Annotated in this window: 13 protein-coding genes; 4 read left to right on the forward strand and 9 right to left on the reverse strand. The window is 73.8% G+C overall.

Annotation, left to right across the window (positions count from 1 at the left end):
• Window positions 1-34 precede the first annotated feature (34 nt).
• The 3 genes from HZS56_RS02610 to HZS56_RS02620 all read right to left on the reverse strand — a co-directional run bounded on the left by HZS56_RS02610 (window position 35) and on the right by HZS56_RS02620 (window position 3130).
• A complete protein-coding gene (locus HZS56_RS02610) occupies window positions 35-1189 on the reverse strand; it encodes an ROK family transcriptional regulator (protein ID WP_216718995.1) in 1155 nt (384 codons plus the stop codon).
• Window positions 1190-1289: 100 nt separating this feature from the next.
• The gene (locus HZS56_RS02615; protein ID WP_216718996.1) at window positions 1290-1958 is read right to left on the reverse strand and encodes a response regulator transcription factor; all 669 of its coding nucleotides are present in this window, start codon (window positions 1956-1958) and stop codon (window positions 1290-1292) included.
• Window positions 1959-1972: 14 nt separating this feature from the next.
• Complete coding sequence (locus tag HZS56_RS02620) at window positions 1973-3130, reverse strand: sensor histidine kinase (protein WP_216718997.1); 1158 nt, start codon at window positions 3128-3130, stop codon at window positions 1973-1975.
• A 107-nt stretch (window positions 3131-3237) separates the two neighbouring features.
• Here HZS56_RS02620 and HZS56_RS02625 point away from each other — a divergent pair, with 107 nt between their 5' ends.
• Genes HZS56_RS02625 through HZS56_RS02635 form a run of 3 tightly spaced genes read left to right on the forward strand, consistent with a single transcriptional unit; the run spans window position 3238 to window position 5389 of the window.
• Entirely contained in the window at window positions 3238-4158 is a 921-nt protein-coding gene (locus HZS56_RS02625; RefSeq protein WP_216718998.1) for an ABC transporter ATP-binding protein, read from the forward strand.
• A gap of 2 nt (window positions 4159-4160) precedes the next feature.
• On the forward strand, window positions 4161-4886 hold the full coding sequence (locus tag HZS56_RS02630) for an ABC transporter permease (RefSeq protein WP_216718999.1): 726 nt from the start codon (window positions 4161-4163) through the stop codon (window positions 4884-4886).
• Window positions 4887-4945: 59 nt separating this feature from the next.
• Entirely contained in the window at window positions 4946-5389 is a 444-nt protein-coding gene (locus HZS56_RS02635; protein ID WP_216719000.1) for a hypothetical protein, read from the forward strand.
• Between the two features lie 61 nt (window positions 5390-5450).
• On the opposite strand, the gene mug is transcribed toward HZS56_RS02635, so the two are convergent.
• From mug to HZS56_RS02665, 6 genes are all read right to left on the reverse strand, one after another.
• Window positions 5451-6020, reverse strand: coding sequence for a G/U mismatch-specific DNA glycosylase (gene mug / locus HZS56_RS02640; RefSeq protein WP_216719040.1), 570 nt, complete (start codon window positions 6018-6020; stop codon window positions 5451-5453).
• On the reverse strand, window positions 6017-7459 hold the full coding sequence (gene purB, locus HZS56_RS02645; RefSeq protein WP_216719001.1) for an adenylosuccinate lyase: 1443 nt from the start codon (window positions 7457-7459) through the stop codon (window positions 6017-6019). Before purB ends, mug begins: the two co-directional genes overlap by 4 nt.
• 209 nt (window positions 7460-7668) lie before the next feature.
• The gene (locus HZS56_RS02650; RefSeq protein WP_216719002.1) at window positions 7669-8451 is read right to left on the reverse strand and encodes an SGNH/GDSL hydrolase family protein; all 783 of its coding nucleotides are present in this window, start codon (window positions 8449-8451) and stop codon (window positions 7669-7671) included.
• A gap of 262 nt (window positions 8452-8713) precedes the next feature.
• Window positions 8714-9727 carry a hemolysin family protein gene (locus HZS56_RS02655; protein WP_216719003.1) on the reverse strand — a complete coding sequence of 338 codons (1014 nt, stop codon included), beginning with the start codon at window positions 9725-9727 and terminating at the stop codon, window positions 8714-8716.
• The gene (locus HZS56_RS02660; RefSeq protein ID WP_216719004.1) at window positions 9724-11097 is read right to left on the reverse strand and encodes a hemolysin family protein; all 1374 of its coding nucleotides are present in this window, start codon (window positions 11095-11097) and stop codon (window positions 9724-9726) included. The genes HZS56_RS02655 and HZS56_RS02660 overlap by 4 nt, the downstream gene beginning before the upstream one ends.
• A 240-nt stretch (window positions 11098-11337) precedes the next feature.
• Complete coding sequence (locus HZS56_RS02665) at window positions 11338-11763, reverse strand: GNAT family N-acetyltransferase (RefSeq protein WP_216719005.1); 426 nt, start codon at window positions 11761-11763, stop codon at window positions 11338-11340.
• Between the two features lie 143 nt (window positions 11764-11906).
• Here HZS56_RS02665 and HZS56_RS02670 point away from each other — a divergent pair, with 143 nt between their 5' ends.
• The gene (locus HZS56_RS02670) at window positions 11907-12134 is read left to right on the forward strand and encodes a toxin-antitoxin system HicB family antitoxin (protein ID WP_216719006.1); all 228 of its coding nucleotides are present in this window, start codon (window positions 11907-11909) and stop codon (window positions 12132-12134) included.
• Window positions 12135-12148 lie beyond the last annotated feature (14 nt).

Consider the following 12148-nt stretch of genomic DNA (forward strand, 5'->3'; position numbering starts at 1 on the left):
CAGGCCAGGGACGGACACACCCGCGGGTGGCGGGTCAGCGGCGTGCCGTCGCGCCCTCCACGGCGAACAGCTCCTCCTCGACGTGGTCGAGGGCGAGCCGCAGCGCCCCCGTCGCCACGGCCGCCTCGCCCAGCAACGAAAGCGCCACCCGCGGCGGACGCAGGCAGTACCGTGCCAGCTCCCGGCGCAACGGCTCCAGTACGCCGTCCAGCCCCGCCGCCCAGCCGCCCACGACGACCAGCTCCGGGTCCAGGGCCAGCACCAGCGCCGCCACATCGTGCACCAACCGCTGGATGAACCGGTCCACGGCCTCGCGGGCCCGCCGGTCACCCTCCCGGGCCTCGGCGAAGACCTTGGCCACCGCCTGCTCGTCCAGCGGGTGCAGCGGCTGGTCCGTGGTGGACAGCAGCGTCTCCGGCGTCACGTCCCGGCCCAGCAGGTGCAGCGCGCCGATCTCCCCGGCGGCCCCGCCGTACCCGCGGTGCAGCCGCCCGCCGATCAGCGCCCCCGCCCCGGGACTCAGCCCGGCCAGCACGAACACCACGTCGTCGGAGTCGGTGGCCGCGCCCTTCCAGTGCTCGGCGACCGCCGCCGCGTTCGCGTCGTTCTCCACCAGCACCGGGCACTTGAAGGAACGGCTCAGCCGCTCGCCCAGCCCCAGGCCCGTCCACCCGGGCAGCGCCGTGCCCAGCCGTACCGTGCCGCCCGCCTCGACGATCCCCGGCGTAGCCGCCCCCACGGCCCGCAGCGAACCCCGGGCGACACCGGCCCGGCGCAGCAGCTCGGCGACGGCCGTGCGCAGCCGCTCCAGCCGCTCGTCGGCCGGGGCGCTCTCCCCGACGTCCTTGGCCTGCGCGCCGATCACCCGGCCGTCCAGGTCGGACAGGAGCGCGGCGACGCGGTGCGGGCCGATCTCCAGCCCCAGCAGGTGCCCGGCCTCCGCCCGGAACCGGAACCGCCGCGCGGGCCGTCCCTGCCGCCGCGCCGTGCCCTCGTCGGCGGCCGCCTCGACCACCAGGCCCGCCTCGCACAGCCCCTCGACCACACCCTCGACGGTCGGCCGGGACAGTCCCGTCACCCTGGTGATCTCGGTCAGCGTCGCGGAGTCCGTCGCACGCAGCGCGTGCAGCACCACAGCGGAGTTGATCCTGCGCAACAGCGACGGATCCCCGCCGGTCAGGCCTGCCAAGGTCCGTCCTCCATGCTCGTGCGTGTGGGGCGGATCGTACTCGGCCCGCCCCACCCCGGCGAGTGCCGGCCGACCGGCTCCCGGACCGCCCGCAGACCCCTCACCCGGGCGCCACGAACCCCGACTCGTACGCCGTGATCACCGCCTGTGTGCGGTCCCGTGCCCCGAGCTTCGCCAGCACCGCGCTCACGTGCGACTTCACCGTCTCGGTGCCCACCACCAGCCGGGCGGCGATCTCCGCGTTCGACAGCCCGCGCGCCATCAGCCGCAGCACCTCGCCCTCCCGCTCGGTCAGCCGCGCCCGCTCCAGCTCCGCGCGGGCCGCGCGGTTGCCGCCCCCGTCGCCGTCGCCGTACTCGGCGGCCAGCCGCCGCACCGACGCCGGGAACAGCAGGGACTCGCCCTCGGCGATCAGCCGGACCGCGTGCACGATCTCCGCCGGCCGCGCCCGCTTGAGCAGGAAGCCGTCGGCACCCGCACGCAGCGCCTCGTACACGTACTCGTCGTTCTCGAACGTCGTCACCACCAGGATCCTCGGCGGGTCGGACACCGTCCGCAGCAGCGCCCGCGTCGCCTCGATCCCGTCAAGGAGCGGCATCCGGACGTCCATGGCGACCACGTCGGGACGCAACCGCCGCACCAGCGGCAAGACCGCCGCCCCGTCAGCTGCCTCCCCGGCCACCTCGATGTCCGGCTGCGCCTCCAGCACGGCCCGCAACCCCGCACGCACCAGCGGTTCGTCGTCGACGAGCAGCACTCTGACCGGCATCCGCCCAGCGTAGTTCAGCCCAGCGGCAGTTCGACGCGTACCTGCCACTCGCCGGTGCCGTCCGGTCCCGTGTGCGCCCGCCCGTGCAACAGCGCCGCCCGCTCACGTATCCCGCGCAGCCCGCTGCCGCGGCCGGCGTCGGCGGCGGCAGCGGGCAGCGGATTGCGTACCTCCAGGACGAGCGCGCCCTCCGACGCCTCGACCCGCACCCGCACCGGCACGGCGCCCGCGTGCCGCAGCACATTGGTCAACGCCTCCTGGAGGATGCGGTAGCCCTCGCGGGAGACGGGGCCAGGCAGGCCCTCCAGCGGGCCCGTGACCTCCGCGTCGACCTTGGCCCCGGAAGCGCGGGCCGACTCCAGGAGCCGGTCGGCGTCGGTGAGTGCCGGACGGGAGCTCACGGGCCGCTCCGACTCCCGCAGTACGCCCAGCACGCGCTCCAGGTCCGCCAGCGCCGCCCGGCCGGTCTCCTCGATCGCGGTCAGGGCCCGGTCGGTGAACTCGGGGCTGTTCGCCGTACGGGCCGCGCCCGCCTGGAGGACGGCAACGGTCAGCGCGTGGCCGATGGAGTCGTGCAACTCGCTCGCGATGCGGGTGCGTTCGAGCAGCTGCTCGGTGCGCTCCTCCAGGGCGTCGAGCCGTTCCGCGGCGGAGGGCCCGAGGAACGAGCGGGCCCACGACGTCGCCAGGAGACCGAGCGCCACCACCGCGCCGTAGAGGGCGAGGACGGGCAGCGGTGCGAGAAGCGACCACGCCCAGTGCGGCGCGGCGTCCTGCAGGAGAGGTATGCCGTCGGCCCGGTGGCCGAGACCGAGCCGGAACAGTCCGAAAGAGAGGATCGGCAGCCAGACGCAGGCGTACGCGGTCGCGCCGCCCAGCAGTATGCGCAGCTCCAGCCACACCACCGTACGCAGCCGGTCGCGCAGGTTCGCGGACGGTGCGACGGAGAAGGCGGGATCCTCGTGGCCGGGCGTCAGAAGCAGGCGGGCCTGCACGCCCTCGCCGGTCCGCACCGCCGGGATCAACCCGACCGGCGCCAGCACCACCGCGGGCACCCACATGCGCGTGTCGTCGATGAGCGCCCACAGGCTCGACACGAGCATCGGCACCCACAGGTGCACCAGCCGGGTGTACGTCGTCCCGCGGACCAGAGGGCGCAGAAGGCGGACCATCGCGTCATCGTGCCAGCCGCCGTCGGCGGACCGCCTCCCCCGCGCGGGGGAGCGGGTCTCCACCGGCGGGGGAGGTCCCCGTCCGCAGGAAGCGGCACGCTGCTGTCATGACCAGCATCGACGTCCGAAACCTCACCAAGGAGTACGGCACTCGACGAGCCGTCGACGACCTCACCTTCACGGTGAGCCCCGGCCGGGTCACGGGCTTCCTCGGTCCGAACGGCGCCGGCAAGTCCACCACCATGCGGCTCGTGCTCGGCCTCGACCGGCCGACCTCCGGAACCGCCACCGTCGGCGGCCGCCCCTACGGGACCCTCGCCGAGCCGCTGCGCCACGTCGGCGCCCTGCTCGACGCGGACTCGGCCCACGGTTCGCGCACCGCGCGGGACCACCTCCGTGTCCTGGCGGCGAGCAACCGCATCGCACCGCGCCGGGTCGAGGAGGTGCTGGAGGAGACGGGCATCGCGTCGGTGGCCCGCCGCCGGGTGAAGACGTACTCCATGGGCATGCGCCAACGGCTGGGCATCGCCGCCGCCCTGCTCGGCGATCCCGAGGTGGTGATGCTGGACGAGCCCTCCAACGGGCTCGACCCCGAGGGCATCGTCTGGCTCCGCGCACTGCTGCGCCGGCTCGCGGCCGAGGGCCGCACGGTGCTCGTCTCCAGCCACCTGATGAACGAGACCGCGTCCTTCGCCGACCACCTGGTGGTCCTCGGCCGGGGAAGCCTGCTCGCCGACCTGCCGATGCGGGACTTCATCGACGCGCGCGTGCGGCCACGCGTCCGGGTCCGCACCCCGGACGCCACCGCCCTGAAAGCCGCCCTCGAGCGGCACGGACACGACGCCGTGGAAGGCGACGACGGCTCCTGGAGTGTGCACCACGCGCGCGTGGACGACATCGGCCGGGCCCTCTCGGATGCCGGGGTCCCGCTGCTGGAACTGAGCTCGGACGCGGGCACCCTGGAGCAGGCCTATCTCGATCTGACGGCCACCGAGGCCGAGTTCTCCGCACCGCACCAGGAGGCCTGACCATGTACTTCGCACCCGTACTCCGCTCCGAGGCACTCAAGGTCCTCAGCCTGCGCTCGCTGTGCGCGACCCTGCTGGCCGTCCTGGCGGCCACCACGGCGTTCTCCGCGCTGGCCGGGGTCTCCGACACCTCGGACCCGGACTTCGACCCGCTGTTCATGGCCCTGTCCGGGGTCACGCCGGGCCAGATCGCGGCGATCGCGTTCGGGGCCACGGCCGTGTCGTCCGAGTACCAGGGCAACGGCATCCGGCTCTCCCTGGCCGCCGTTCCGCGGCGGGGCCGGTGGTTCGCGGCGAAGCTGGTCGCGGTCGCCGTACCGGTCTTCGCGGTGGGGCTGCTCTCCGCGTTCGCCGCCCTCGTCGCGGCCCGGGCGGGCCTCGGGGCGGCGGCGGACGGACTCGGCGTCGGCGAGCAGGCGCGCGGGGTCGTCGGCTGCGCGCTCTACCTCATGCTGATGGCCCTGCTCGCGTCCGGACTCGCCACCCTGTTCCGCAGCGGTGCGGCGACCCTGGCCACCCTGATCCCGTTCCTCCTCATCGTCTCCTTCGTCATCGGTGACGTGGCCGGCGGCGCCACCGACTTCCTGCCGGACCGGGCCGGCCAGGTCGTCCTGCACCAGACGCACGACGGACTGCTCGGCCCCTGGGGCGGACTCGCGGTGACCGCGCTGTGGACGGCGGCCGCACTCGTCGCGGGAGCCTGGCGGCTGCGCACGCGGGACGCCTGACAGCCGGAGCCGGGCTGACGCTCCGCCAATTGTCAGTGGTGGGCGGTTTACTGGGAGGCATGGACATCGCGCGGCACATCGCCCTCGTCGACGAGCTGTGCCACCGCCCCTTCCCGGCGGAGCACGACCCGCCGGACGGGGCCACCACCGGGGGCCCCGGCCACTTCACGGCGGTGCTGGAGAGCAGTCACGGTCTCCGCTCGGGCGACCCGGGCGAACGGGCGGCGACGGTCGAGCAGTACGAGAAGATCCGCGACGCCCTGTTCGAACGCCTGGCGCCGCGCTGGGGCGAGACACTCCCGTGGAACCTGCAGACGGTCCTGCTGCGGACCGAGCGGGAGGAGATACCCGAGCCCTGGGCCGACCTCAGCGCCCGCGCCCGCGTGGCCCACCTCTGGGAGGCCGGGGGCACCGGCCGCTGGGTCGCGGTGGCCGTCGCCGACCGGGACGAGGCGGACGAGGTGCAGCTGCTGGCCGTGGTCGCGCGGAACACCCCGCCGTGACCACCACCGAGCCGGTGGCCGGGCCCACAGCAGGTGGCCATTCCTGCGCCTGCGTCTCCGTCTACGCCTGCGTATCCGGCTGCATCTCCGTCTCCGACGCGACTCGCAGCCGGGCGAACTCCTCGGCCATCGTCTGCGCCGTCCAGTGCGCGTTCAGCCCACTGGGGTTGGGCAGCACCCACACCCGCGTGCCGCCGAACGTCCGCTCCTGCGGCCCCACCCGCGCATGCCGGTCGTCGAAGGCCGCCCGGTACGCGGTGACACCGACCACGGCCAGCCAACGGGGCCGCAGCCGCGCGACCTTGGAGACCAGCAGCCGCCCGCCCTCCCGGTACTCCTCGGCGGTCAGCTCGTCGGCCCGCGCGCTGGCCCGCGCCACGACGTTGGTGATCCCGAGCCCGTACGACGGCAGCTCGTCCTGCTCCGAGGGGATCAGCAGCCGCGGGGTGAACCCGGACAGGTGGAGCACCGGCCAGAACCGGTTGCCGGGCCGGGCGAAGTGGTGGCCGGTCACCGCCGTCATCAGGCCGGGATTGATGCCGCAGAACAGCACCCGGAGGCCGTCCGCGACGACGTCCGGTACGAGACGGTCGCGGGCGGCCTCCAGCTCGGCCCGGGTGAAGCGGGTCAGAGGATGGCCCCGGGGGTGTAGCCCGCAGCCGCCGGGTGCCGCTTGACGATCTCCTCGATCCGCCCGACGACGACACCGACCTGGTCGGCCGCCGCACCGGTGAAGGACAGCTTGTCGGCCATCAGCGCGTCGAGGGCGCCACGGTCCAGCGGGATCCGCTCGTCGGCGGCCAGCTTGTCGAGGAGCTCGTTGCGCTCGGCGCCCTGCTCGCGCATGGCCAGTGCGGAGGCCACGGCGTTCTCCTTGATGGCCTCGTGCGCGACCTCCCGGCCGACCCCGGCCCGCACCGCGCCCATCAGCACCTTGGTGGTGGCCAGGAACGGCAGGTAGCGGTCCAGCTCCCGGGCCACGATGGCCGGGAAGGCACCGAACTCGTCGAGCACGGTCAGGAACGTCTCCAGGAGACCGTCCAGCGCGAAGAACGCGTCGGGCAGCGCGACCCGGCGCACCACCGAGCAGGAGACGTCGCCCTCGTTCCACTGGTCGCCCGCCAGCTCGCCGGTCATCGACGCGTAACCGCGCAGGATCACCATCAGGCCGTTGACACGCTCGCACGAGCGGGTGTTCATCTTGTGCGGCATCGCGGACGAGCCGACCTGGCCCGGCTTGAACCCCTCGGTGACCAGCTCGTGCCCGGCCATCAGCCGGATCGTCTTGGCCAGCGACGACGGGGCCGCCGCGAGCTGCACCAGCGCGGTGACGGCCTCGTAGTCCAGCGAGCGCGGGTAGACCTGGCCGACCGAGGTGAACGCCTGCGAGAAGCCCAGGTGCCCGGCGATCCGCCGCTCCAGCTCGGCGAGCTTGCCGGCGTCGCCGCCGAGCAGGTCCAGCATGTCCTGGGCGGTGCCGACCGGACCCTTGATGCCGCGCAGCGGGTAGCGGCCGAGCAGCTCCTCGACCCGTCCGTACGCCGCCAGCAGCTCGTCGGCGGCGGTGGCGAACCGCTTGCCCAGCGTCGTGGCCTGCGCGGCGACGTTGTGGGAGCGACCGGCCACGACCAGCTCGGCGTACTCGCCGGCCAGCTTGCCCAGGCGGGCCAGGACGGCCACCGAGCGGTCGCGGACCAGCTCCAGCGAGAGCCGGATCTGCAGCTGCTCCACGTTCTCCGTCAGGTCGCGGGAGGTCATGCCCTTGTGGACGTGCTCGTGCCCGGCGAGGTCGTTGAACTCCTCGATCCGCGCCTTCACGTCGTGCCGCGTGACCTTCTCGCGCTCGGCGATCGAAGCCAGGTCGACCTGGTCGAGCACCCGCTCGTAGTCGGCGAGCGCGGCGTCGGGCACCTCGATGCCCAGGTCCTTCTGGGCCCGCAGCACGGCGAGCCAGAGCCGGCGCTCCAGCTTCACCTTGTGCTCGGGCGACCAGAGCGTGGCGAGCTCGGCGGAGGCGTAGCGTCCGGCGAGGACGTTCGGGATGCGGGGCTTGGCGGGAGCGGAAGTCACGTAGCCGGATTCTACTGGCGATTCGTGCAGGCCGGAGCCACGGGGTCGTTCGTCGGAAACTACGAGAGGACCCCCGTGGCTCCGGAAGACCCGCACGAGGGCCGCAGGAGGTCCGTGCAAGATCGGCGGGAGAGCCGGCCGGGGGGCCGGGGGGAGGGCCCGCGGGAGATCTGCGGGAGGGATCGCGGGAGGGCCCTGGAGGCCCGGGATCAGGGCGTGGCGTCGCCGTACGGCAGCAGCTCCGGACGCTTGGGCGGCAGCCCGTCACCGGACGACCGGCCGGTCAGCCTGCGGCCTATCCAGGGCAGCAGGTGCTGCCGGGCGAACCGGACATCGGCCGTGCGGCGCCCGATCCAGCTCGGGGGCGGCGTCGCCGGGACCGGCGCGTGCCAGTCGGGGTCCTCGGGCTCGTGACCGAGCGCCTGCCAGACGGCCTCCGCGACCCGGCGGTGCCCGTCGGCCGTCAGGTGCAGCCGGTCCACGTCCCACATCCGCGGGTCGGCCAGCGACCGCGCCCCGTACAGGTCGACGACCACGGCGCCGTGCCGGGCCGCCAGGTCGTCGATGACCGCGAACAGCGCCTCCATACGGGGCCGGAACCGGTCCAGGACCGGGCCCTGGCGGCCGGGGCTGCGCATCAGCACCAGCTGCTCGCAGCTAGGGGCCAGCCGCTCCACGGCCTGCGTCAGCAGATCACGCACCCGGGCCATGTCGCACTTGGGCCGCAGGGTGTCGTTGAGCCCGCCGACCAGCGTGATCACGTCGGCTCCCATGGCCGCCGCCACGTCGACCTGCTCGTCGACGATCTGCCCGATCAGCTTCCCGCGCACCGCGAGGTTGGCGTACCGGAAGCCCGGGGAGCGGGCCGCCATCCGCGCGGCGAGGAGGTCGGCCCAGCCGCGGTAGGAACCGTCGGGCAGCAGGTCGGACATGCCCTCGGTGAAGGAGTCGCCGACGGCGACGAGACTGGTGTGGGTGGGGTTCGTCTGCATGGCGTCAGAAATGGTAGCCCCTACACATACCCGCCGGTCGGTGGCCCTCGACGACGGCCCGCCACACTCACGGGCTCCTGCGCCGACGGGCTCCTGCGTCCACGGGCTCCTGCGCGCACGGGCCCCTACGTCCACGGGCTCCTGCGCCCACGGATCGCCCCACCCACGGACCCCTACACCCACGGGCCCTTACACCCACGGATCCCTACCCCCCCCCGGACCGCCGCAGCCGCGGACCGTCACCGGGGGAGCGGGCACCGGGTCACGCCCGCTGCCCGAACAGCTCCCGCAGCACGTCCTCCATCGTCACCAGCCCCGCCAGCCGCCCGTCGGACCCGAGCACGGCCGCCACGTGCGTACGGCTGCGCCGCATCGCGGTGAGCACGTCGTCCATCGGGGTCCGCTCCCGCACCCGCGCGATGGGCCGCATGTCCCGCAGCCGGAACGCCGCGTCGCGCGGTGTCGCGTCCAGCGCGTCCTTCACGTGCAGGTAGCCGACGATGCGCCGGCCGTCGTCCACCACCGGGAAGCGCGAGAACCCCGACGCGGCGGACAGCTGCTCCAACTCCTCCGGAGTGACCCCCACGCGCGCGTGGACGACCCGCGCCAGCGGCAGCACCACGTCCCGCACCGGCCGGCGGCCCAGCTCCAGGGCGTCGTGCAGCCGTTCCCGGGCCCGGTCGTCGATCAGCCCGGCCTCGCCCGCGTCCTTGACGATGTCCGCCAGCTCCGTGTCCGTGAAGGTGGCCGAGACCTCGTCCTTCGTCTCCACCCGGAGCAGCTTGAGCAGCGTGTTCGCCAGGGCGTTGACCGTGAAGATCACCGGTCGCAGCGCCCGGGACAGTGCCACCAGCGGGGGCCCGAGCAGCAGTGCGCTGCGCACCGGCTCCGCCAGCGCGATGTTCTTCGGCACCATCTCGCCCAGCAGCATGTGCAGATACGTGGCCAGCGCCAGCGCGATGACGAAGGACACCGCGTGGCCCGCGCCGGAGGGCACGCCCACCGCGTGGAACACCGGCTCCAGCAGGTGCGCGATCGCCGGTTCGGCCACGATGCCGAGGACCAGCGTGCACAGGGTGATGCCCAGCTGGGTCGCCGCCAGCAGCGCCGACACGTGCTCGAGGCCCCACAGCACGCGCTTCGCACGCCGGTCGCCCTCGTCGGCGTACGGCTCCACCTGGCTGCGGCGCACCGAGATCAGCGCGAACTCGGCGCCCACGAAGAACGCGTTGACGACGAGCGTCGCCAGACCGATCAGCAGCTGTACCGCGGTCACCGCCCGGCCTCCCCGTGTCCGTCCGCGCGGTCCGCCCCGGCCGCCCCGCCCGGGGCGCCGGCGTCGTCGGGCGGCGCGTGCAGCAGTACCCGGGCCGCCCGGTGCCCGGTGGCGTCCACGACCTCCAGCCGCCAGCCGGCGACGCCGAGGGTGTCGCCGACGGCCGGGATGCGCCCCAGTTCCGCCGCGACCAGCCCGGCGACCGTCTCGTACGGGCCCTCGGGCACCCGCAGGCCCAGCCGGGCCAGCCGGTCCACCCGGGCCGAGCCGTCCGCCCAGTACAGGGCGTGGCCCTGTTCGTCGGTGCCGGCCGGGTCGAGGTCGGGCGTCTCGTGCGGATCGTGCTCGTCGCGCACCTCGCCGACGACCTCCTCCACGATGTCCTCGAGGGTGGCCACGCCCGCGGTCCCGCCGTACTCGTCGATCACCACGGCCATCGTGCGCCGCCCGGAGAGCCGGTCGAGCAGCCGGTCGACGGTCAGCGACTCGGGGACCAGCAGCGGTTCGCGCATCAGCTCGGTGACCGGCATCCCGGCCCGCCGCGCGGCAGGCACCGCCAGCACGTCCTTGACGTGTGCGGTCCCGACCACGGCGTCGAGGGAGTCCCGGTAGACGGGGAACCGCGACAGACCGGTGGCCCGGGTCGCGTCGGCCACGTCCTCGCACGAGGCCGACGTGTCGAGGGCGACGACCTGGACGCGCGGGGTCATCACCTGTTGCGCGGTGAGGTCCGCCAGGTTCAGGGTCCGTACGAACAGCTCGGCCGTGTCGGGCTCCAGGGCGCCCTCCTTGGCCGAGTGCCGGGCCAGCGCCGCCAGTTCCTGCGGGCCGCGGGCGGACGCCAGTTCCTCGGCGGGCTCGACGCCGAAACGGCGCACGATCCGGTTGGCGGTGTTGTTGAGGTGGCCGATGAAGGGCCGGAAGGCCGCGCTGAACCAGCGCTGCGGAGCGCCGACCCGCTTGGCCACGGCGAGCGGGGAGGAGATCGCCCAGTTCTTGGGCACCAGTTCGCCGACGATCATCAGGAAGACCGTCGACAGGGCCGTGCCCAGCACCAGCGCCACCGACGACGCCGTCGAACGCGACGCCCCCAGGTCCTCCAGCGGCCCCGCGATCAGCGCCGCGACCGAGGGCTCGGCCAGCATGCCGACCACCAGGTTGGTGACCGTGATGCCGAGCTGCGCCCCGGACAGCTGGAAGGTCAGGTTCCGTACGCCCTTCAGCGCACCGGCCGCGCCCCGCTCGCCGCGCTCCGCCGCCCGCTCCAGCTCGCCGCGTTCGACGGTGGTCAGCGAGAACTCGGCGGCGACGAAGGCGCCGCACATGAGTGAGAGCAGGACCGCCACCAGCAGCAGGAGCACTTCGGTCATCGGGTCACCTCGGATCCATGATCGGCCAGGACCCGGGGGCGCGCGCGACGGGGTGGTCCGGCGGTGACGCCGGGAGAACCGCCTGCTCGGGGATCGCTCATGCGGCGCTGCTCAGCCTCTCGGTCGGTTCGGACGGTTCACCTGTTCCGGTTCGGACGGTTCACCTGTTCCGGTCCTTGCTCCGGTCCTTGTTCGGTCACTTGTTGCGGTCGCTCGTTGCGGGCACCGGTTCCGGCCCGCTCACCCGGCGAGCGGCTTCACCCAGCGTCGCCACTGCTCCTGCGGCGCGTACCCGGCGGCCCGCCAGGCATGCTGGGCGCGCTCGTTGCGCTGCAGCACCATCGCATCCCCGCGGCGACCGCCCAGCCGGACGAAGCGCTCCTCGGCCGCCGCGAGCAGGGCCGAGCCGATGCCCCGGCGCCGGTGGTCCGGGCGCACCGCCAACCGGTACAGGTGGCACCGCCAGCCGTCGAAGCCCGCGATCACCGTGCCGACCAGCTCCCCGTCCCGCTCCGCCAGCACCAGCGCCTCCGGATCGCGGGCGACGAGCCGTTCCACGCCCTCGCGGTCGTCGCTGATGCTCGGCCCCTCCGCGGCCGCCTTCCAGAACGCCAGCACGGCGTCCAGGTCCTCCGGCCCGGCGGCCCGTATACGCAGATCACTCATGCGGCGATACGACCACGTCCGACGATCATCCGCGCGCAATTCCGCCATGCGGACCGGAGGCCGTCGTCTTTCATCCGCACTGTCTCTCAATCCGCGTCCGCCGGCCCTTGCCGTGGCTAGCACTCCGGCGCTAGCTTCTAGGTATGGCGAAGACCCAGAAGGCCCAGCTGAACGTCCGGGTGGACGAGGGTACGGTCCGGGCGGCCCGTGAGAAGGCCACGGCCCGCGGACTGAGTGTCAACCGCTACATCGAGGAACTGGTCCGCAAGGACACCGGCGAGGCCGGCCACACCTTCGTGGAGGCCGCCGCCGACTTCATGAAGCAGTACGAACAGGTGTTCGCCGAGGAGGTCGGCGAAGGCCGCCGCTGAGCCGTCGCACACAC

This window comes from Streptomyces mayonensis (genome assembly GCF_018982965.1).
GTDB classification, from domain to species: Bacteria; Actinomycetota; Actinomycetes; order Streptomycetales; family Streptomycetaceae; genus Streptomyces; species Streptomyces mayonensis.